The following is a 22109-nucleotide window of genomic DNA, read 5'->3' as shown; positions in this document are numbered from 1 at the left end:
CGGGGAAGCCCTCTGAGTGGTCAAAGTGGGCTCTTTTGCCTGCCTAGAATCCTGCGGTCACCGGCCAACCGGGGCACCGGCGAGACGTGGTCTCGACGTTCGGGGGATCGTCACGGTTAAGTACTTTGAGGACCCCCACATGCCTTCGACCCTGCTGTCGTTCCCCTACTACCGGAGCAACCCCTACCTCACGATGCTCACCGTGGCACCGCGGGCGGCGGGCTGGGACGTGGTCGAGGGAGTGCAGGGTCTGCACCGGCTCGAGGCGCGCGCGGAGCACCTGGGGCCGGGGGACGTGCTCCACGTGCACTGGACCTCGCCGGTGACCGCCGGCTGCGAGAGCGTCGAGGAGGCCTGGGCCAACGAGGCCCGGTTCGAGGACGTGCTGAGCGGACTGCGCGACCGTGGCGCCGACGTGCTGTGGACGGTGCACAACTCGATCGCGCACGAGGCCGACTACGTCGATGTCGAGCTCGCGGTCGCCAAGGCGCTGGCGAGCCATGCGACCCGGATCATCCAGCTCAACCCGGCGACCGTCGAGGAGACCGCGGCCTACTACGCGCTCCCGCCCGACAAGGTCGTCGACCTGCCGCACTCGTCCTACCTCGGCGTCTACCCCGACGGCGGTGACGACGTCGCCTCGCGCGAGCGCATCGGGGTCCCGCAGGGGGTGCCGACGGTCGGCTTCATCGGTCAGATCCGGGCGTACAAGGGCCTTGACGTGCTCTGCCGGGCGGTGGAGATCGCTGCCGAGCAGGTGCCCGACCTGACCTTCGTCGTGGCCGGCAAGGTGGTGCCCGCCTCCGACGTGGAGACGGTCGAGGAGATGCTCTCGGCGCCCAACATCGTCAAACGGCTCGGCTTCGTCGAGACGGCCGACTTCTCCGACTGGATGCGGGCCAGCGACGTGGTGGCGCTGCCGTACCGCCGCATCCTCAACTCCGGCTCGCTGCTGGCCGCCGGCACCTTCGGCCGCACCGCCCTGATCCCCGAGGACACCCCGGTCGCGCGGCAGTTCGCCGACCAGCCATGGGTGGTGACGTACGCGCCGGAGCCCGATGAGCCGGTGGCGCTGGCGGCGGCGATCCTGGAGGCCCTGGACGGGCAGGAGTCGCGGCATCGGGCCGCTCATGAGTTCACCCGTGCGTACACGCCCTACGACATGTCGCGCGACTACCTGCGGCTGCTCGACGAGCTGTCGAGCGATCTGGCCGGCGATCTGGAGGGTGCAGCCCGATGACCACACCTGAGCTCTCCGTCATCGTCCCGACGCACGATGTCGGCCTGTGGGTCGGCGAGCTGCTCTCCTCGATCCTCGAGGACCAGTCCACGCCTGCCGATCCGGTCGACCTGGAGGTCATCGTCGTCGACGACGCCTCGACCGACGAGACGTTCGAGATCGCCGAGGCGTACGCAGCCCGCGACCCGCGCCTGACCGTGGTCCGCTCGCCCGGCAAGGGCGGGGGCCAGGCGCGCAACCACGGTGTCTCGCTGGCCGGGGGCCGCTTCATCGCGTTCGCGGACGGCGACGACCTGGTGCCCCGCGGGGCGTACGCCGCGATGCTGCGCAAGACGCGGCAGACCGGCTCGGACATGGTCGTCGGCCGGTTCTTCAAGCTCTTCAGCGACCGGGTCTGGTGGCCGGTGCGGGCGTGGCCGGCGTTCGACGAGGAGCGCACCCTGGTGACGCTGGCCGACGCGCCGTCCGCGCTGCGTAACCGGGCGTGCTGGAACCGGGTCTTCCGGCGCGACTTCTGGGACACGGCCCAGATCTCGTTCCCGGACGCCTCACGCTCCAACGACATCGAGCCGATGGTCCACGCGCTGACCACCGCCCGCTTCGACATCGTGACCGAGACGGTCTACGTCTACCGCGACCGGCCTGGACCGGGGTCGATGACCGCGAAGTCCCACTCGCCGGCCGGGATCATCAGCTACCTCGAGCAGGAGCTGCGCTGCGCCCGCCGGATCATCGAGCTCGGCGACCTGCAGGTGCGCGCGGAGTACGCCTCGCTGATCTTCGACGCCGACGGCTGGATGGCGATCGTGCGCGCGCTGCGGGGCATGTCCGTGATCGACCCGGAAGCGCTGGAGCCGGCCCGGGTGCTGGTTGCCGAGCTGGTCGGACTCTTCGACGACGGTGTCGTCGACGACCTCGAGCGCGACAAGCGGTGGGGCTGGCGGCTCGTCGCCTCGGGCCAGTGGGCCACCGCTGCCCGGCTGATCGGCCAGGACGTCCGCTGGGGCGACCGGGCGGTCGCCGACATCCTGGAGACGCTGCAGCTGGTCGCCGACAGCGGCGTGGTGCCGCTGCGTACGCTCCAGCGGCCGCTGGTCAACGCCGTCGCGACGATCTCGCTGGGCGACGAGACGCTCGTCGGCGACGACCTCGCCGACCTGGTGCTCAAGCACCGCGACCTGTTCACGGTGGTCGCCGAGGCGGTCCAGGCAGACGAGGCTGGTGAGGCCGGTGTGGCGCTGGGCTGGCGGCTCGGCCGGATCATGGCGGCCCTCGACGACGGCCCGGAGCTGCTGCGCCAGGTGGTCTCGGGCGCGACCGACCCGGTGACCGCCACCTCGCTCTCGCTCGTCGACGGCCGCGCCCACCTGCACCTGACCCACACGATGGTCGTGCCCGATAGGCTCCGCGTCGTGTTCCTCCACGACCGCCGGCGCCGCACGCTGGACTACGGCGCCGCCGAGCTCGCCTCGGGCAGTCTCGAGGTCGCGCTGCCGACCGCCGCACTGTCGGGCGGTCGCTGGCGGATGCGGTTCGAGGGCCGCGACGCGCTGGGTGAGTTCGACGGGCCGGTGATCATTCACGAGGGCGTCATCGGCGAGCGGATCGGCGAGCGTGCGCAGATCGTCGAGCTCGACGGTCGTCCGCGCCATGGGATCGAGATCCCGCTGACCTTCGGCGAACGGGGCGTCCGCAAGGCCCGCCGCGTCGCCGGCCGGATCGCCCGCAGGGTGCGCCGGTGACCGCTGTCGCCGTCGCGCCCGCCAAGGACGGGCAGCCCGGGCAGGCCGGGCAGCCCGCGCGGGACAAGCGGCCGGAGATCCAGGCGCTGCGTACGGCCGCGGTGCTGGGGGTCGTGCTCTTCCACCTGTGGCCGGGCGCGATCCGGGGTGGGTACGCCGGCGTCGACGTCTTCTTCGTCATCTCGGGTTTCCTGATCACCTCCCACCTGGTGCGAGAGGCCGCCAAGCCCGGCGGGGTGCGGCTGGGCGCCTTCTGGGCCCGCCGGATCCGGCGGCTGCTCCCCGCGGCGCTGCTGGTGCTCGTGTGCAGTGCGGGGGCAACGTACGTCCTGGTGCCGGAGGCGCTGTGGCAGCAGTTCCTGCGGGAGACGGTCGCGGCCGCGTTCTACGTGGAGAACTGGCAGCTGTCCTGGGCTGCGGTCGACTACCTCGCCGCGGAGGACCCGCCCTCGCCGGCGCAGCACTACTGGTCGCTCTCGGTGGAGGAGCAGTTCTACATCCTGTGGCCGTTGCTGATCGTCGCGGCCGCGTTTCTCACCCGGCGCCGGCCCGAGCGGCGGATTCCCGCGATCCGGGCGGTCATCGCGGCCGTTCTCGTCGCCAGCTTCGCGGCATCGGTCGTCATCACCGCGACCGACGGCGCCGCCGCCTACTTCGTGACCCACACCCGCGCGTGGGAGTTCGCCGTCGGCGGCCTCCTGGCCGTGCTGCCGATCTCGCTGAGCCGGGCGCCGGCGCGGTGGGCGGCTCCGGTCGCCGTCCTCGGATGGGCCGGCCTGCTCGGCGCGCTGGTGCTCTTCCGCGAGTCGCTGCCGTTCCCAGGCTGGGTTGCGCTGCTGCCGGTCGTCGGGACCGCCTTGGTTATCTGGGCGGGCGCCCCACAGCGGTCCGGCGGTGCGATCGTCGGCAACCCGGTCGTGCAATGGATCGGGACGGTCTCCTACTCGCTCTACCTGTGGCACTGGCCGCTCGTCGTCGTGATCCCCTCGACCGGTCCGGTGCTCGGCACCTGGCTGCGCGAGCCGCTGATCCTGCTGCTCACGATCGGCCTCTCGGCGCTCTCCTACCGGTTCGTGGAGACGCCGTTCCGCACCGGGCCACTGCTCGGCACCTCCGCGCGGGCCTACCTCTTCGCGGCCCTCGGGATGGCGCTGGTCGCCGCCGTCGCCGTGCCCGGGATCGTGCACGGGCGCAACCTGGTCGAGCAGAGCCGGGAGCAGGCGAACGCGCTGGCGTCGGGCGACGTCGAGTGCTTCGGCGCCTCGGCCCTCCTGGAGTCCTGCGAGAATCCGAAGCTGGACGGGGTGCTGCTGCCCGCGCCGATCGCCCGCAAGGACGACACCGGCAACGCCTACTACTGCTACCTCACCGAGCGCCAGACGTACGCCGCCGACGCCCGCCCCGAGGTCTGCCACCATGGCTCGATCGAGCCCGACGCACTGCGGGTCGCGCTGGTGGGCGACTCCCACGCCGCATCGCTCGTTCCCGGGCTGTCTCAGGTCGCGAAGGGTGCCGGATGGTCGGTCGACGTCATGGTCGCCAATGGCGGCAGCCTGGTCGCACCCGCGGCTGGCGACGAGCGCCGTGCCTACCGGAAGGCGCTGCTGTCACGGCTGACCCGCGGGGAGGCGTACGACGTCGTGCTGGTCACCCAGCGGCGCAGCCAGTCGCTCGCCGCGGGCGATCCCGACCCGGCGGTCGACCATCTCCTGGATGCCTGGCGGCCGGTGATGAAGCGGGGGACGAAGGTCATCGCGCTGGCCGACAACCCGATGCTCACCCCGTGGGCGATGGGATGTCTCGACGGTGCCGAGTCGTTCGCGGAGGCGTCGGCGTGCGAGATGACCCGCCAAGAGGCGTACGCCACCTCCGACCCGCTCCCCGAGACCGTCCGTCGAGCCGGCGCCGGGGCGTCGCTGGTTGACCTGTCCGCCGCCTACTGCACGGACGACCGGTGCCCGTTGGTGGTCGGCCACGTGCTGGCCTACCGCGACGAGGGCCACATCACCGCGACCTTCTCCAAGACCCTCGCGCCCTACCTAGTCAGGTCCGTCGAGGACGCACTCTCCTAAGATCAGCGGCGATGAGCACTCCTGACCGCAAGGCCCCGACCCGCGCCGACTACGTGCACTGGCGCACGATCACCACCCGTTGGCGCGACGACGACGCGTACGGTCACCTCAACAACGCGACCTACTACGAGTACTTCGACACCGCCGTCAACGCCTATCTGTTCGAGACGACCGGCGTGAACGTGCGGAAGCTGCCGAAGATCGGGATCGTCGCGGAGACCTCGTGCCGCTACCTGCGCGAGATCGGGTTCCCCGAGCCGGTCGAGGCCGGGCTGGTCGTCGACAAGGTCGGGAGCTCGTCGGTCATCTACCGGATCGGGCTCTTCCAGGGGCCGGGCGAGGAGGCCGCGGCGGAGGGCCGGTTCGTGCATGTGTACGTCGACAACACCGACCCGTCGCGTCCGGTGACGCCGATGCCCGACGAGATCCGGGAGGCGGTCATGCCGCTGTGGCGGCAGAATTGACCTTGACAGTTGGGTGAACGTGCGTGGCGCCGTTCACCGCCACTCGGCACTGTGACAGTCTGACCCACTGCCGAAGCACGATCTAGAGCGTCTTGGGGGACCTTTAGTGGACGAAGAGTTGAAGCGCATCGCACGTGGCGGACTGCGCAGGGGGCGAGACCTTGCCCGCAAGGTCTACAACGACTCGCCCCTCTACAGCCGGGCCGACGACGTACGTCTGCTCGTCGACTGCCCGCTGTTCGACCACGAGTGGTACGCCGAGCAGGTCGGGCAGCGCCTCGACCGCAAACGCGCCGCCCGGCACTATCTCGAGCAGGACCCGGCCAAGCCGCTGACGCAGCCCAGCCCGCTCTTCGACCCGGAGTTCTTCGTCGCGCGGCTGACCCCGCGGCTGCGCAAGCAGATGGGCGATCAGGACCCGTTCCTCTACTGGCTGCGCGCCGAGCTGTGGCTGCAGCCCACCCACCCGCTCTTCGACACCGACGGCTACACCGAGCGGCGCAAGACCGAGAACTTCTACGGCGGCGCGATCGGTCACTACGTCGACCGGGGCGCCCGCAACGGACGCCGCGCCAACGACTGGCTGGAGCAGGTCGACGGCCGGTTCCCCGACCTGCGCGACTGGATTCGCGACCGGCGCGCGGAGTGGCAGGCCCGGCAGGGCGGCCCGAAGACCTGGCGGCCGGACATCGACCGCGTCCCGGCTGCCGCCGCCGGTCGTGAGCCGGTCGGCACGGTCACCGTCATCGTCGATCTGGGCGCTTCCGACGAGCATGCCCGGGCGACGCTGGACAGCGTTGCCGCCCAGACCGGGGTGAGCACCGAGGTCATCGTCATCGACCGCGGCCTGACCCCGGCGGTCGCGGAGGTCATCCCTGAGGTCGTCCCTGGTGCCCGGGTGGTGCTCGGCGACCCGGACCGCGGCGAGCCCGGCGTGGTCGCTGCGTTCTCGCAGGTCAACGGCGACTTCGTCGCGTACGTCGCCGGGGGAGATGTCTGGAGGCCCGGCCGTCTCGCTCGGCTGGTCTCGGTGGCCGAGGCGGCCGGGCGGCCGCTGGTCGCCGACGTGCTGGAGCGCCCGTGGCAGGCGGAGCAGCGGTTCGCCATCGACGTACCTCCGGCCTCGCCGGGACCCGACGTGCCCGGTCCGTTTATGCGGACCCTGGTCGCGCGACTGCTGATCTCCGTGCCGCTTCTGGAAGAGGTCGGTGGTCCCCGTGACGACATCGGCTTCGGCTGGGCCTACGACCTCGCGCTGCGGCTGACCTCGAAGTCCGTGATCGAGGTCGTGCCCGAGGTCGGCGTCGAGCGCCGCCAGGGCATCAACCCGCGACGTCCGCGCCAGGACCGGCTCCCGCTCGACCCCTTCGACCTCGAGTCGTGGGAGGACGTCGTACGCAACCGGACCTTCATCGACTGGAACGCGCTCGGCTCGCGCACCCCGGACCCGGACGTGGTCTCGGTGGTCATCCCCACCTACGACGACTCGCTGCTGACCGTGGGCGCGGTCGAGGCCGTGATGGAGCAGGGCGCGGGGGAGAAGCGGCTTGAGATCGTGGTCTGGGACAACGGCTCCTCGGCCCGCGTCTCGGCGGTGCTCGACTCGCTGCCGCTTCGCTTCCCCGAGGTGAAGGTGGTGCACAGCACCGTCAACCACAACTTCGCGCTCGGCAACAACCTCGCCATCCCGTACGTCACCGGGGAGACCGTGGTCTTCCTCAACAACGACACCACGGCGCTGGCCGGCTGGCTCTCGCCTCTGGTCGAGGCGCTCGAGGATCCTGAGGTGCTCGCGGTCCAGCCGCTGCTGCTCTACCCGAGCGGGTCGGTGCAGTCGGCCGGGGTCGTCTTCCCGCCCTACGGCGGGCTGCCCTACAACATGCTCGCCGAGTACCCGCCCGAGGACGCCGCCGGCCTCGACGGTCACCGGTTCTCCGCGCTCACCGGCGCGGCGCTGGTGATGCGCTACCGCGACGTCGTCGCATGCGAGGGGTTCGACCCGATCTTCACCAACGGGATGGAGGACGTCGACCTGTGCCACCGGCTCGCCGCGCTGCGGCCGGGCTCGTTTCGGGTCGTGACCTCCTCCGAGGTCGTCCACCACGAGTCGAAGTCGAAGGGCCGCTTCGCCCGCGCCCCGCGCAACCGGCTGATCTACCTCGACCGCTGGCTCGGGCGCACCGAGCCCCGCGACGACGTCGCCGCCTGGGCGGCCTGCGGCTACCAGGTCGTCGGCCGGGCGGCGGCCGGGAACCCGACCGGCCCCGCGAAGACGTACGCCGCCACCCGGCCGATCCTCGCCCCGATGCCGCGCGCCTCGGTCGTCGAGGGCGTCCCGCAGCTGCGCTGGTCGATCAAGATCTCCGCGCCCGGCGCGCCGGAGGGGGAGCGGTGGGGTGACACCCACTTCGCCCGTGCGCTGGCCCGCTCGCTGCGCAGGCTCGGCCAGTCCGCGGTCGTCGACCACCACTACGAGTGGGAGCGGCCGAGCGCGCTCGACGACGACGTCGTGGTCACCCTGCGCGGTCTCTCGCGCTACTTCCCGGCGCCCGACGGCCGGATCAACATCGGCTGGGTGATCTCCCACCCCGACGCGGTCACTCGCGCCGAGGCGGCCTCGTTCGACCGGCTGCTGGCAGCCGGACCGATCTGGGCTGAGCGGATGTCGGCGCGGTGGGGCATCCGCATCGACCCGCTGCTGCAGGCCACCGACCCCGAGCTGTTCAACCCCGACCGGGCGCTGCCCGACTCCGGGCACGCGGTGCTCTTCGTCGGCACCTCGCGCGACGTCGAGCGCCCGATCATCCACGACGCGGTCTCGGCAGGACTGCCGCTGTCGGTCTACGGCCACGGCTGGGAGCCCTACATCCCGCGCCACTACGTCAAGGCCCAGTTCATGTCCAACACCCGGCTCGGCGCCGAATACCGGGCCGCCGGGGTCGTGCTCAACGACCACTGGTCCGACATGCGCGACTACGGCTTCATCTCCAACCGGCTCTTCGATGCCGTCGCCTCCGGCGCCCGGGTCATCTCCGACGACGTCGTCGGTCTCCGCGACGTCTTCGGTGACACCGTGCAGGTCTACGAGACCCCCGAGGACCTGGTGAAGTGGTCCTCGATGCCCGACCCCTCGGTCGTCTTCGGCACCGACGAGCACATCCGCGCCGAGGCCGCCCGCATCCACCGCGACCACGGCTTCGACGCCCGCGCCCGCTCCCTCCTCGACATCGCGCTCGAGGAGCGCGCCAGGCGTGACCGCCCCTAGGGACCTGTCAGAGTGTCCGCATGACGAAGCTGTCGGTGATCCAGCTGCGCGAGCGGGACGCACTGGTCGATGACCTGAGGACGCTCTCGCCCGCGCAGTGGCGCTCGGCCACCCTCTGCGGGGAGTGGGACGCGGAGGAAGTCGTGGCGCACCTCGGCGCGGCCTCGCGACTCTCGTTCCCGGCCTGGCTGCGCAGCATGATCGGGGCGCGCTTCGATCCGGCCGTACACAACCGCAGGCGGCTCGAGGAGTTCCGCGGATCCTCGCCGGAGGAGACGCTCGAGATGTACGCCCGGATCCGACCCATCGCGCTGCCACGGAAGGAGAGCGTCGGCGGGCTGGGGGAGATGATCGTACACGGCGAGGACATCCGGCGGCCCCTCGGCATCCGGCACGACCCCGACCCCGAAGGGCTCTCGGCGGTCGCCAGGTTCTTCGCCACCAAGGACTTCGCGGTCAACAGCAAGTCGTTGGTGCAGGGCCTTCGGCTTCGAGCGGTCGACGCCGAGTTCGTGGCCGGTGACGGCCCCGAGGTCAACGGCCGCCTGCGCGATCTCGTCATGGCGATGGCCGGAAGGCGAGAGGTGATGGCGGACCTGCGCGGGGACGGTGTCGCTGAGCTTCTCGACCGGCTTAGCTGAACCCGCCGGGTGTCCGGGGAGTTTCCGTCGCTCTACCGGCTGGTAACGGACGGAAACTCCCTGGACTATCTGGTGGTTCCGGGTGGCCGTAAGGTGTCTGGTGCGATGAGGGCGGTACGGCACGGGGGAGATGGGTTGGGCGGCGACCGGAGCCGGCTCGAGCGGCTGATGGAGGAGTCACTCCGGGTCTCACCGGCGCCAGGAAGCCACTCGCCCGCCTGGCGCGCGAGCGTGACGCTGCTCGTCGGGCTGATCGCGCTGGCCGTGACAGGACACATCGAGCTGGCGGCGTACGCCTGTTTCGGCACCTTCGCCTCGATCTACGGTGGCCGCCAGCCGCTGCGAGGTCGCTGGCGGACGCAGACTGCTGCCGGCTTGATGATGTGTGCCGCGGTCCTGTGTGGCGCGCTCGTGGCGACATCCTCGCAGCGGGCCTGGCTCGTCATCCCCGTCGCCGCGGTGTGGGCCGCGGCCGGGTCGATGCTCTCGGACCGGTTCGTACTGCGGCCTCCGGGACCGATGTTCCCGGTGTTCGCGGTGGCGACCTGTGCCGCGCTCCCGGTGACCCCGTCGGGGGTCGTGGTGGCGGTCGGCGTGGCGGTCGCCGCGGCCCTGATCGCCGTGCTCCTCGGTCTGCTCGAGGAGCGGCTGGCCGGCAGCGGAGCCTCGGTCGAGGCGAGCCGTGGAGAGGTACGGCTCGACCACGCCACCGCGGTCGTCGTGGCGGTCGTGGTCGCCGGTACGGTCTCCACCGCGCTCGGGCTCAGCCACACCTACTGGGCGATGGTGGCCGCGGCCGTGCCGTTCGGCGTCACCGGGCTGCTGGCGCAGACGACCCGCGGGCTGCAGCGCGTCGTCGGCACTTTGGTCGGTCTGGTCCTGGCAGCCGTGCTGCTCTCGGTCTCGCTTCCCGCGCTCGTCGTCGCGGTGGTCGTCGCCGCGCTCCAAGCGGTCACCGAGCTGCTCGTCGGGCGTCACTACGGCCTCGCCCTCGTCGCCATCACCCCGCTCTCGCTGCTGATGGTCCAGCTCGGCCACCCACAGCCCGTCGACGCCCTGCTGTGGTCACGTTTCGCCGAGACGCTTCTCGGGGTCGTCGTGGGCCTTGCCGCCGCGCTCGCCCTCCGCGAGTTCCGTCGCCGCTGACCAGCCGAGACGTCACCCCGGTCGGCCGAGACGTCACCCCGGTCGGCCGAGACGTCACTTACGTCGGCCGAGACGTCACTTACGTCGGCCGAGGCGTCATGGCGGTGCCAAGTCGGCCGACCTAAGCGACGCTTCGGCCGTCCTTAGTGACGCTTCGGGCGATGGGCGCTGCGGTAGAGGATTACGCGCCGAGTCGGCGCAACCGCGCGCCTCGCTCGCTTCGCTTCGCTCCAAGGCGCGCAGTTGCGCCGACTCGGCTACACCAGGCTCGCTACTTCTCGAAGACGGCCTGGTCGAGGACGCGGCGCTCGTCGTCGGCCAGGACGACGAGCTCCTCGCGGGTCAGGCCGGTGCCTTCGCCGGTGGGGGAGAGGTTGATGAAGAACTCGTGCTTGACGGTGTCGTGGAAGGACGTCTCCCGCATCGAGATGAAGTCGAGGTCGGCGAGGTCCTGGAGCAGCAAGCGGAGGTGGTGGGGGGTGCAGACCCAGTTGTGGGTGTCGATGTAGCGCTCCCCGCGCTGGGCCTCGGCCCCACTCGCCTTCACAGCGTCGAGGCCGTGGGCGAAGGTGTAGTCGCCCTTGTGGCGCGGACCCCAGGCGGTGATACCGCCGTGCTTGGCCGCGTTGAGCCGCTCCTCGATGACGGCGCCCATGGTGTGCACGGAGGACGGGTAGAGCGAGGCGTCGATGACGCGCGAGAGCGAGGCGCGCTCGCGGAACCGGTCGAAGCAGTAGCGGTGGTCGGGGATCACCAGGGCGAGCACGCCTTCGGGGTTGAGCAGCTTCTCGCACTCGTTGATGAAGTCGATCATCGAGGTCGTGTGCTCGATGACGTGGGAGGCGACGACGAGGTCGAAGCGCTCCGGGATCACGTCTGACCAGGGAGTTCCCGGCCGGAAGACGTAGTCGACCTCCTCGATGTCATCGGGGTCGTACTGGGGGAAACCGGCATAGCGCTGAACCAGACCCTCGCGGTCGAGATAGTCGACGATGCGTACGTCATAGCCGTCCCGCTTGGGCAGGATCGCGTTGTGCGCGGGGCCGATCTCCAGGATCAGGGCGTCGGGCTTGACCCCGGCGAGCACCTGCTCACGACGCAGCTCGAGCCGGTCCAGGCCCGGGATGGCCGGCACCGCGGTGGTGCGGTTTCGGTCGCCCTGCAGCCCCTCCACCTTCGTACGCAGCTTCTGGTTGCGCTGCTTGAGCTCGTCGATCCGGCCGTGCAGGCGCGCGGCCTCGGCATCGGCGGCACGGACGGTCTGCAGACCTGCGGCGGCGAGGCCGCGGCGTACGGCGCCCCTGAAGGTGGGCAAGACAGGTCCTCCTGAGAAGAGAGTTTCAGCGTGTGCGGGGTGGGATGTAGGGCTCGGCCGCCAGTGCGGCCCGGCCGCGCTCGGCGCCGAGGGCGTGCTCGTCGTCGGGCACCGCCTTGTCGTTCTCCGGATCGAGCACGTCACGCATGAGGTCGGGGACGAGCGATCGGCCGAGCACGATGTGCAGGTGGTAGGTCAGCCAGTCGTCGAACGAGTAGTCCCCGGAGAAGGCGCCGGCGGCGAGCTCGGCCCGGGTCGGCGTGCGCGCGAGGTAGGCGTCCTGCAGCGTGCCGCTCAGGTAGCGCTGATAGTCGCGCATCCCGTGGTGGCGCGGGCTCGGCTTCAGGTCGGGGTTGGCCTCATAGCCCTTGCCGGCGTTGATCACCTTGCGCTCCAGCTGGGCCCAGGAGCGCCAGGGGAGGTGGAGCACCTCGAGAGCGACCTCGTCGGGCGGCTGGCCGTTGCTCATCAGCGAGACGAAGTGGTTGCCCTGGACGACCTTGATGTCCGACTCGCCGCGGTGGATGGCGTTGGGCGTCGGATGCGCGTGAAGCCCGGCCGCCTCGAGGCGCTCGTCGGAGCGCCGGTCGCGCCACTGGAGCCGGTTGATGCCGCCGCCGGTCCAGGCGGGCGGGCCGACGAGGTTCTCCACCTCGACGGTGAAGGCGTTCAGCGACAGGGGAGTGGCCTCGAGCGCCTGGCGTACGGTCAGGCCCTTGTCCTTGGGCACCAGGAACTCGTCGGCGTCGAGGTTGAGGACCCAGTCGGCGCGGAAGTGGGTGCGGGCACGTCGGGCCATCGCGGTGACGACCTTGCCCTGCTGCTTCTCGTGGACGGGGTCGTGATGGAGCTCGACCCGTCCCGTGGCGGCGTAGCGCTCGAGCACCTCGGTGGTCCCGTCGACCGACGCGTTGTCCGTGACGATCAACGTGTCGACACCCTGGTCCAGGTGGTGCTCGATCATCGCGGCGACGATGTCGACCTCGTCCCGGACCATCATTGTCCCGATGATCCTCATGCCGTGAAACACTACCGGCCCGGTGGACGTTGTCGAGATCCCGCGCCGTACGACGGGACGCACCGGGCGCGGGCGCGCGTACCCGCGCGCGCCGTTGTGTGCTCCGGGCGCGAGGTGTGCGAGGGTGGACGCCGTCCGTGCGTATCCAGAAGGAGGCTGGCCGAGCCAGTGACGACCATCCTTGTCATCTTCGTGGCGATGCTGCTCATCGTCGCGCTGGCCGGACTCGTGATCGTCTACACGGTCTTCCCCCACCGCGGACAGAAGATGCCGTACGCCACCAAGCTCGGTCAGGCGATGGAGCGGGCCGTCGACACGGCCCCCACGCTCAGCCCGGCCACCCGGCTGCAGACCCGCCGCGAGGACCGCCTCACCGAGCTGCTCGGTGAGCGCAAGCCAGGAACTACGGAAAATCAGGGCTAGTTTGATTGGATGAGGCCCATGGAAATGGTCACCCTCATCGTCATCATCGCGGTCGCCGCTGTCGCGATCATCGGCGGCGGCATCGTCGGCCTGGTCGCCAGCACCCGGCGCCGCAAGGACCGTTCGCTGCCGACCGAGGCGGGGACCGATGTCATCACCCGCCCCGAGGAGCCGACGGTCGGGGAAGCCGAGCCGGAGACCGTGCCGGCGGAGCCCGCCGCGCCGGTCATCGAGAAGCCGGAGAGCACCGCCTCCCGCCTGGTGCGGCTGCGCCAGCGCCTGGCCGTCTCCAACGCGCTGGGCCGCGGTCTGCTCAACCTGCTCTCCTCCGACAGGCTCGACGAGGACACCTGGGAGTCCATCGAGGATCTGCTGCTCACCGCCGACATCGGCGTTGCCCCGACCCAGGAGCTGGTCGAGGGGCTGCGCACGCGGCTGCGCGTCGAGGGCGGCAAGGTCGACGTCAAGGCGGCACTGCGTGACGAGCTGATCAAGCTAGTCGACCCGGGCATGGACCGCCGGCTCCAGGTCAGCGGCGCCGACGGCGCCCCCGGTGTGGTGCTGATGGTCGGCGTCAACGGCACCGGCAAGACCACCACCACCGGCAAGCTCGCCCGCATCCTGGTCTCCGAGGACCGCAAGGTCGTCCTCGGAGCCGCCGACACCTTCCGCGCCGCCGCCGCCGAGCAGCTGACCACCTGGGGCGAGCGCGTCGGCGTCGAGGTCGTACGCGGCCCGGAGGGCACCGACCCGGCCAGCGTCGCGTTCGACTCGGTCAAGGAGGGCCTCGACACCGGCGTCGACACCGTCATCGTCGACACCGCCGGCCGGCTGCAGAACAAGGCCGGCCTGATGGACGAGCTCGGCAAGGTCAAGCGCGTCATCGAGAAGCAGACCCCGGTCACCGAGGTGCTGCTCGTCCTTGACGCCACCACCGGCCAGAACGGCCTCATCCAGGCCCGCGTCTTCAGCGAGGCCGTCGCGGTCAGCGGCATCGTCCTCACCAAGCTCGACGGCTCCGCCAAGGGCGGCATCGTCGTCGCCGTGCAGCGCGAGCTCGGTGTTCCGGTCAAGCTCGTCGGCCTCGGTGAGGGTCCCGACGACCTGGCTCCGTTCACCCCTGAGGCCTTCGTCGACGCGCTCCTGGGCTAGCAAGGCGTGTCACATGGCAGGATCGCCGGTATGCGCCATTCACTCGCCGGCCGGGCCGAGACTTCCATGCAGGCACGACTGCTCGCCCAGCTCCGTGACGAGGGCCCGCTGTCGCGGGTTCAGCTCGCTGACCGGCTGAACGTCTCCCGCACCACGATCGCGGCGGAGGTCGGTCGGCTCACCGAGCTGGGCATGGCCCACGAGGTGGGGCCGGCGGCCTCCCGGGGCGGCCGGCGCTCGACCCTGGTCGACCTCGCGCCGGACATCCGGTTCGTCGGCATCTCGATCGGCGCCACCAGCATGTCGGTGGGCCTCACCGACGGCCGGCTGTCGGTGATCGGCACCCGGACCCGGGCGTGCGACATCCGCAGCGGCCCGGAGAAGGTGCTCGCGACCGCCCTCGACGAGGTACGCGCGCTCCTGGACGAGCACGACGTCACCGAGCCGATGGGCGCGGGCGTCGGCGTACCCGGACCGGTCGACTTCCACCGCGGCGTCTCGGTGTCGCCGCCGATCATGCCGGGCTGGGACGGCTACCCGGTGCGCGATGCGGTCGCCCGGGAGCTGGGCTGTCCGGTCGTGCTCGACAACGACGTGAACGTCCTCGCGGCAGGGGAGCAGCACGCAGGTGTCGCCCGGACCGCTCGTGACTTCCTGTACGTCAAGATCGGCACCGGCATCGGCTGCGGGATCGTCGTCGACGGGGAGCTCTACCGCGGCGTCGACGGCTGCGCCGGCGACATCGGCCACATCCGCGTCGAGGACTTCGGGCCGACCTGCGCCTGCGGCAACACCGGCTGCCTGGAGGCGTTCTCCGGCGGGGCGGCGCTCGCTCGCGAGGCGCTCGCCGCGGCCCGTTCGGGACGCTCGCCCGTGCTGGCCGAACTGCTCGCGGAGAAGGGCGAGCTGAGCGCCGAGGACATCGCCATCGCGGTGGCCCGTGGCGACGCCCAGGCGGTCCAGCTCATCCGGGAGAGCGGACACCGCATCGGCCAGGTCCTGGCCAGCCTGGTCTCGTTCTTCAACCCCGGCCTGATCGTCATCGGCGGCCGGGTCAGCAAGCTCGGCCATGGCCTGCTCGCCGAGATCCGCAGCGTGACCTACCGCCGCTCGCTGCCGCTGGCGACAGGCAACCTCCCGATCGTGCTCAGCGAGCTGGGCGACGAGGGCGGCGTCATCGGGGCCGCTCACTTGATCAGCGCCTCGGTGTACGCACCCAGCAGCGGCGAGGTCTAAACCCCGCTCTCGACCCTCTCCGAGGCGCACTATCGTCCCATCTTTCGAAATCATCTTGCGAAAGTACGCAAGTCACTTGACGTGACCGGCGTCACATCGATACGTTCGCGGACGATCTCGCTCCCCTCCACGACAGCGAGAGAAGGAGATGGACCGTGCGCAGATTCACCCTCTGGAGCGTCGCCACGACCGTGGTCTCAGGGCTCCTGGTTCTCCCCCTCACGACGTCCGCGGACGCGGCCCCTACGGCCGCTCCACCGCCGGACACCGACTTCGAGAAGGTGACCCTCAACGACCGCCCCGGTGAGCCGATGGACCTCGCGGTCCTGCCCAACGGGGACGTCCTCCACACCACCCGGGCCGGGAAGGTCTGGCTCAACGACGCCGACACCGGCGTCAACAGCGTCGCAGCCCAGTTCGACGTCTACCAGCACGACGAGGAGGGTCTGCAGAGCATCGCTCTGGACCCCGGATACAACGGCCGGACCAACAAGTGGGTCTACGTCTACTACTCGCCCCCGATGAACACCCCTGTCGACGACCCGGCCACGCCGGACGTCAACGAGGGTGACGCCCCCGAGTACGGCACGCCCGCCGACTTCGAGCCCTTCAAGGGTGCGATCCGGCTCTCGCGGTACCAGTACGCCGGCGGCAAGATCGACCTGTCCACCGAGCAGCAGATCATCGACGTACCGGTGGACCGGGGGCGCTGCTGCCACGTCGGCGGCGACATCGTCTTCGACTCCGCGGGCAACCTGATCCTCGCCACCGGCGACGACACCGACCCGTTCCAGTCCGACGGGTACGCCCCGCTCGACGACCGCGAGAACCGCAGCCCTGCCTTCGACGCGAGGCGTACGGCCGCCAACACCGACGACCTGCGCGGCAAGCTCCTCCGGATCAAGCCGAAGGCCGGCGGCGGCTACACCGTCCCTGCCGGGAACCTGTTCGCGCCGGGCACCGACAAGACCCGCCCCGAGATCTACGCGATGGGTCTGCGCAACCCGTTCCGGATCGAGATCGACCGGGAGACCGACCGCGTCTACGTGGCCGACTACTCGCCCGACGCCTCCTCCGCGAACCCCGACCGCGGCCCGGCGGGCCAGGGCAAGTGGACCGTCGTCACGAAGCCGGCCAACTACGGCTGGCCGCTGTGCGCGACCGCTGAGCTGCCCTACCGCGACTACGACTTCGCGACCGGGGTCTCGGGTCCGGCGTTCGACTGTGAGGCGCCCGTCAACGACTCGCGCCACAACACCGGCCTGACCCAGCTCCCGCCGGTGACGCAGCCGACGGTCTGGTACACCTACGGCCAGTCCGAGGAGTTCCCCGAGCTCGGCACCGGCGGCATCGCACCGATGGCCGGACCGGCGTACGACTTCCAGAAGTCCGCGACGAAGGACCCGCTCTCCGGCGCCTGGCCGGCGTACTACGACGGTGTCCCGCTGTTCGCGGAGTGGGGCCGGGACTACATCAAGGGCATGCGGCTCGATGCCGACGGTGAGCTCACCGGCATCGAGTCGGTGCTCTCCAGCTTCGTCACGGACAACGTGATGGACCTGGAGTTCGGCAAGGACGGCTCGCTCTACATGCTCGAGTACGGCGACGGGTTCTTCAGCGAGAACGAGGAGGCCCAGGTCTCCCGGATCGACTACATCGCCCGCACCGGCAACCACAGCCCGAAGCCGGTCATCAGCGCCGACAAGACCGCCGGTCAGCCGCCGCTGACCGTCGCCTTCGACAGCGCCGGGACGACCGATCCCGATGGTGACAAGCTCGTCTACCAGTGGGACTTCGACGGTGACGGCACGTTCGACGCCACCGGGAAGACCGCCACCCACACCTACGAGGAGCCGGGGGCCTACCGTGCGACTCTGACCGTCACGGACAAGGGCAAGGCCGGCCGCGGCAAGCACGCCTCGGCGGACGTCGACATCGTCGTCGGCAACGACGTTCCGGTGGTGACCCTGACGACCAGCCCGGCGCCCGGCGAGGCGTTCCACTTCGGTGACACCGTCCAGTTCCAGGTCGAGGTGACCGATGACCAGGCCGTCGACTGCTCCCGGGTCTCGGTGACGTACGTCCTGGGCCACGACGAGCACGGGCACCCGCAGTCCACCGCGAACGGCTGCAGCGGCTCGATCGTGACGACCGTCCCCGGTGGCCACGACCCCGGGCAGGACGATCTGAACGCCGTCTTCGTGGCGGAGTACACCGACCCCGGCGAGGGTGACATCCCGGCGCTCACCGGCAGTGACGAGGTGGTGATCGCACCCAGCGAGTGACCCTCGCGATCGACCTGAAAGGGGCATCCGGCCAGCCGTGGCCGGGTGCCCCTTTCGACTACTTTGTCCAATCACTTTTCAAAGTTCGACAGAAACTTTGCAGAAACCGCCGCGAAAGGGTTGTACAACGTGAGCGGGGTCACTAGTTTGTCTCTCAGTCACCGAATTCTGTGACTGCCATCACAGGCTGTGTCTGTGATGGACCCCTTCACCCCGGACAGGAGGCAGCCGTGCGCGACGCAGACATCACCGTGCGGGTCTCCGCCACCGCCGACCCGGCGGCAGTCCGGGCCGCGCGGATGGGCCTGCTCCTGCGGTCGCTACGCGACCGCGGCCCGCGCTCGCGTGGGCGCCTGGCCGAGGAGACCGGACTGACCCGCACGGTTGCGACCGGACTGATCGAGGAGCTCGCCGAGCTCGGGCTGGTCACCTGCGAGGACGCCGACCGTCGCGGCGCCGGCCGCCCCGGCGTCCAGGCCCGGCTCGTCGGCAGCTCGGTGTGCGGGGTCGGTGCGGAGATCAACGTCGACCATCTCGCCGTCGTCGCCGTCGACCTCGCCGGGTCCGTGATCGCCGAGTTCCGTCGCGGCATCGACGGACGCAGACTTCCGCCGGAGGGTGTGCTGGCCGAGGTCGCGGGCCTGGTCGACGACGCCCTCGCCGAGGCGCGCACCGCCGGCACCACCGTCGCGGGCATCACCATCGGTGTCGCGGGCCTCGTCGACACCGCCACGCAGCGGGTCACCCTCGCCCCCAACCTCGGCTGGCGCGACATCGACGCCGCCGAGGAGGTACGCCGCCGGCTGGCCGCCGACGCCGCGCCGGTGCCGCCGGTGCGGGTGGCCAACGAGGCCACCCTCGCCGCCACCGCCGAGCTCGACCCGGCCGATGCCGACCGCGCCGACATGGTGGTGCTCTACGGCGAGGTCGGCCTGGGCGGCGCGATTGTCAGCGGCGGCCGGGTGGCCCCGGGCCGGCACGGCTGGGCCGGCGAGATCGGCCACCTCCCGGTCGACCCTCGCGGTCGGCTGTGCGGCTGCGGCCGCACCGGCTGCTGGGAGACCGTGGTCGGCCTGCGGGCGCTGCTCGAGGCGGCCACCGACCCCGACGACCCGGTCCGCGACCCCGTGCTGACTCTGGAGGAGCGCCTCGCCACCCTGGTCGAGCGGGCCCGGCTCGCCGACGGCCGCACCCTGGCCGCGCTGGACGAGGTCGGGACCTGGCTCGGCACGGGCGCCGCCGTCCTGGTCAACACGCTCAACCCGGGCACCGTCGTGCTCGGCGGCTACTTCGCCGTGCTCGGCGAGTGGCTGCGCCCGGCCGTCGAGGCGCGGCTCGCCGCCGACGTCCTCGCGCCGCGTGCCGGTGGCACCCAGGTCGCGATCTCTGCCTTCGGCCCCACCGCCGCGGTACGCGGCGGCGCACTGGTCTCCCTGGAACCGGTGCTCTCCGACCCCACCGTCCTCGCCGACCTGCCCGAACTGCACGGAGGAACCCGATGACCCAGACCCCGAAGCCGTCGCCGGACGGCCCCGCCGCCAGCGCAGACGGGGGTGACGTACTGCTCGAGATGACCGGGATCGTGAAGCGGTTCCCCGGCGTGCTCGCCCTCGGCGGCGTCGACCTCGACGTCCGCGCGGGGGAGGTGCACTGCCTTCTCGGCCAGAACGGCGCCGGCAAGTCGACCCTCATCAAGGTGCTCTCGGCGGCGTACCAGCCCGACGAGGGGGAGATCCTCTGGGAGGGCGAGCCGGTCCGGCTGACCACGCCGGACGCCGCCATGAAGCGTGGCATCTCGACGATCTACCAGGAGCTCGACCTGGTGCCCGGGCTCACCGTGACCGAGAACATCTTCCTCGGTCACGAGCTCGCCACCGCCGGGTTCAGCCGCCGGGCGGAGGCGACCCAGCGGGTGCGTACGCTCCTGGCCCGGCTCGGCCACAGCGAGGTCGACCCGAACCGTCTGGTCGGCGACCTCTCGCCCGCCGGGCAGCAGATCGTCAGCATGGCGCGAGCGCTGTCCCACGACACCCGCCTGCTCATCCTCGACGAGCCCTCGGCGGTCCTCGACCAGGAGGAGGTGGACAACCTCTTCCGGGTGATGCGCGGTCTCACCGCGGAGGGTGTCGCGATCATCTACATCTCCCACCGCCTCGAGGAGATCCGCCAGATCGGCGACCGGATCACGGTCCTCAAGGACGGCCGCACCGTGGCCACCGGGCTCCCGGTCGAGGAGACCCCGACCTCGCAGCTGATCAAGCTGATGACCGGCCGCCAGATCGAGTACGTCTTCCCCGAGCGCCCCGCGACGCGACCCGGTCGGGACGGCACGCCGGTGCTCGAGGCCACGGGCCTGTCCGGCGACCGCTTCCACGACGTCGACCTCCGGGTCCACGCCGGCGAGATCGTCGGTCTGGCCGGCCTGGTCGGCTCCGGCCGCTCGGAGATCCTCGAGACCGTCTACGGCGCCCGCCGCTCCAGCGCGGGCACGGTCACCGTCAACGGTCGCCGGCTGCGCCGCGGCTCGGTGCGCGCCGCGGTGGCCGCCGGGATCGGCCTCGCCCCCGAGGAGCGCAAGAGCCAGGGGCTGCTGCTCGACCAGGCGGTCTACCGCAACGTGACCGTCTCGTCCCTGAACCGGTTCTCCAAGGGCAGCTTCCTCGACACCGGCGCCGAGCGCCGCGCCGCCGAGGAGCTCAGCCGCTCGCTCGACGTACGTCCGGCCGGGGTGGACCGGCCGGTCCGCAACCTGTCGGGCGGCAACCAGCAGAAGGTCGTGCTCGCCCGGTGGCTGCTGCGCGACTGCAAGGTGCTGCTCCTCGACGAGCCCACCCGGGGCGTCGACGTGGGGGCACGTACCGAGATCTACAACCTCGTCCGCCGCCTGGCCGACGAAGGTGTCGCCGTGGTCGTGGTGTCCAGCGAGGTGGAGGAGGTGCTCGGTCTCGCCGACCGGGTCCTCGTCATCAGCGAGGGCTCCGTCGTCCACGAGGGACCCGCCACCGAGATCGACGAGTCGAAGGTCCTGGACCTCGTGATGGAAGGAGAGGTCGCATGAGCGACACCCCCACAGACGCTGTGACCCCGGTGGACACGGCCCGGGTGGAGAAGGAGGCGGCCCGCCGGGCGGAGCCCGGCGGCGTCGCTCGGCTGCTGCGCGGCGGCGCGGGCCACAACCTCGGCCTGGTCCTGGCGCTGGCGCTGCTGGCCCTGGTCGGCGTCATCTCCGGCGGCGATCGGTTCGCCTCGGTCGACAACGTGATGACGATCCTGCGCCTCGCGGCGGTGATCGGCGTGGTCAGCATCGGGATGACGTTCGTCATCACCGGCGGTGGCATCGACCTCTCGGTGGGCGCGCTGGTCGCGCTCTCCTCGGTCTGGTGCACGACGCTGTCCACGCAGGCGATGGCCAACGACTACCACTGGATCTTCATCGTCACCACGGCGCTCCTGGTCGGCGCGGGCGCCGGTCTGATCAACGGCCTGCTGGTGGCGTACGGCGGAGTGGTGCCGTTCATCGCCACCCTCGCGATGATGGCCAGCGCCCGCGGTCTGGCCGAGATCATCTCGGCGCGCAAGACCCAGATCCTGAGCGTGCCCGGCTTCACCGACGCGTTCTCCCGCGACATCCTCGGGATCTCGGTCCTGGTCTGGATCTTCGTCATCGTGGCCGTGATCGGCTGGGTCGTGCTCAACCGCACCACCTTCGGTCGGCGCACCCTGGCCATCGGCGGCAACCCGGAGGCCTCGCGCCTGGCCGGCATCAACGTACGCCGCCACACCGTGCTCCTCTACGTCCTCGTCGGTGTCTGCTGCGGCATCGCCGCGATCATGCTGGTCAGCCGCACCACGACCGGCAGCGCCACCCACGGCCAGCTCTACGAGCTCGACGCCATCGCCGCGGTCGTCATCGGCGGCACCCTGCTCGCCGGCGGGCGCGGCACCATCGTCGGCACCGTCTTCGGGGTGCTGATCTTCACGACCCTCACCAACGTGTTCGTGATCAACAACCTCTCGATCTCCGCTCAGGCCTTCACCAAGGGCCTGATCATCATCGCCGCCGTGCTGCTGCAGAAGCGGTTCGCTCGACAGCCAGGCTCATGACCGCCC

The 22109-nt window shown here is 70.9% G+C and carries 16 protein-coding genes; 14 read left to right on the top strand and 2 right to left on the bottom strand.

The window, feature by feature from the left end:
- Positions 1–139: 139 nt before the first annotated feature.
- From ACW14X_RS05510 to ACW14X_RS05480, 7 genes are all read left to right on the top strand, one after another.
- Positions 140–1240: a glycosyltransferase gene (locus ACW14X_RS05510; protein WP_160024512.1), complete on the top strand. Its 1101-nt coding sequence runs from the start codon at positions 140–142 to the stop codon at positions 1238–1240.
- Positions 1237–2982 (top strand): glycosyltransferase family 2 protein, encoded by a 1746-nt coding sequence (locus ACW14X_RS05505; protein WP_457164966.1) that lies wholly within the window; start codon positions 1237–1239, stop codon positions 2980–2982. The genes ACW14X_RS05510 and ACW14X_RS05505 overlap by 4 nt, the downstream gene beginning before the upstream one ends.
- On the top strand, positions 2979–5054 hold the full coding sequence (locus tag ACW14X_RS05500) for an acyltransferase family protein (protein WP_457164965.1): 2076 nt from the start codon (positions 2979–2981) through the stop codon (positions 5052–5054). The genes ACW14X_RS05505 and ACW14X_RS05500 overlap by 4 nt, the downstream gene beginning before the upstream one ends.
- Before the next feature lie 11 nt (positions 5055–5065).
- Positions 5066–5518 (top strand): acyl-CoA thioesterase, encoded by a 453-nt coding sequence (locus tag ACW14X_RS05495; RefSeq protein ID WP_008358262.1) that lies wholly within the window; start codon positions 5066–5068, stop codon positions 5516–5518.
- A gap of 118 nt (positions 5519–5636) precedes the next feature.
- Positions 5637–8783 carry a glycosyltransferase gene (locus tag ACW14X_RS05490; RefSeq protein WP_457164964.1) on the top strand — a complete coding sequence of 1049 codons (3147 nt, stop codon included), beginning with the start codon at positions 5637–5639 and terminating at the stop codon, positions 8781–8783.
- A 20-nt stretch (positions 8784–8803) separates the two neighbouring features.
- Positions 8804–9424 carry a maleylpyruvate isomerase family mycothiol-dependent enzyme gene (locus tag ACW14X_RS05485; RefSeq protein WP_457164963.1) on the top strand — a complete coding sequence of 207 codons (621 nt, stop codon included), beginning with the start codon at positions 8804–8806 and terminating at the stop codon, positions 9422–9424.
- Positions 9425–9529: 105 nt separating this feature from the next.
- On the top strand, positions 9530–10570 hold the full coding sequence (locus tag ACW14X_RS05480) for an FUSC family protein (protein WP_457164962.1): 1041 nt from the start codon (positions 9530–9532) through the stop codon (positions 10568–10570).
- 271 nt (positions 10571–10841) lie between these two features.
- Here the strand turns inward: ACW14X_RS05480 and ACW14X_RS05475 are convergent, their stop codons facing one another.
- Positions 10842–11885, bottom strand: coding sequence for a methyltransferase domain-containing protein (locus tag ACW14X_RS05475; protein WP_160024506.1), 1044 nt, complete (start codon positions 11883–11885; stop codon positions 10842–10844).
- Between the two features lie 25 nt (positions 11886–11910).
- The gene (locus ACW14X_RS05470) at positions 11911–12903 is read right to left on the bottom strand and encodes a glycosyltransferase family 2 protein (RefSeq protein ID WP_350719023.1); all 993 of its coding nucleotides are present in this window, start codon (positions 12901–12903) and stop codon (positions 11911–11913) included.
- Positions 12904–13071: 168 nt separating this feature from the next.
- On the opposite strand from ACW14X_RS05470, the gene ACW14X_RS05465 reads away from it, so the two are divergent.
- The 7 genes from ACW14X_RS05465 to ACW14X_RS05435 all read left to right on the top strand — a co-directional run bounded on the left by ACW14X_RS05465 (position 13072) and on the right by ACW14X_RS05435 (position 22103).
- Complete coding sequence (locus ACW14X_RS05465; RefSeq protein WP_160024505.1) at positions 13072–13326, top strand: hypothetical protein; 255 nt, start codon at positions 13072–13074, stop codon at positions 13324–13326.
- Between the two features lie 18 nt (positions 13327–13344).
- On the top strand, positions 13345–14478 hold the full coding sequence (gene ftsY, locus ACW14X_RS05460) for a signal recognition particle-docking protein FtsY (protein WP_457166051.1): 1134 nt from the start codon (positions 13345–13347) through the stop codon (positions 14476–14478).
- A gap of 30 nt (positions 14479–14508) precedes the next feature.
- Positions 14509–15714 (top strand): ROK family transcriptional regulator, encoded by a 1206-nt coding sequence (locus tag ACW14X_RS05455; RefSeq protein WP_457164961.1) that lies wholly within the window; start codon positions 14509–14511, stop codon positions 15712–15714.
- A gap of 155 nt (positions 15715–15869) precedes the next feature.
- Positions 15870–17999 carry a PQQ-dependent sugar dehydrogenase gene (locus ACW14X_RS05450; RefSeq protein WP_160024503.1) on the top strand — a complete coding sequence of 710 codons (2130 nt, stop codon included), beginning with the start codon at positions 15870–15872 and terminating at the stop codon, positions 17997–17999.
- A 230-nt stretch (positions 18000–18229) separates the two neighbouring features.
- Positions 18230–19501, top strand: coding sequence for an ROK family protein (locus ACW14X_RS05445; RefSeq protein WP_457164960.1), 1272 nt, complete (start codon positions 18230–18232; stop codon positions 19499–19501).
- On the top strand, positions 19498–21057 hold the full coding sequence (locus ACW14X_RS05440) for a sugar ABC transporter ATP-binding protein (protein WP_201451071.1): 1560 nt from the start codon (positions 19498–19500) through the stop codon (positions 21055–21057). Before ACW14X_RS05445 ends, ACW14X_RS05440 begins: the two co-directional genes overlap by 4 nt.
- Positions 21054–22103 (top strand): ABC transporter permease, encoded by a 1050-nt coding sequence (locus ACW14X_RS05435; RefSeq protein ID WP_457164959.1) that lies wholly within the window; start codon positions 21054–21056, stop codon positions 22101–22103. The genes ACW14X_RS05440 and ACW14X_RS05435 overlap by 4 nt, the downstream gene beginning before the upstream one ends.
- The last annotated feature ends 6 nt before the right edge of the window (positions 22104–22109 follow it).

This window comes from Nocardioides sp. YJ-D4 (genome assembly GCF_054031495.1).
Note: the sequence above shows the minus strand (reverse complement) of the source record. Positions and strands in the feature narration are given on the sequence as shown.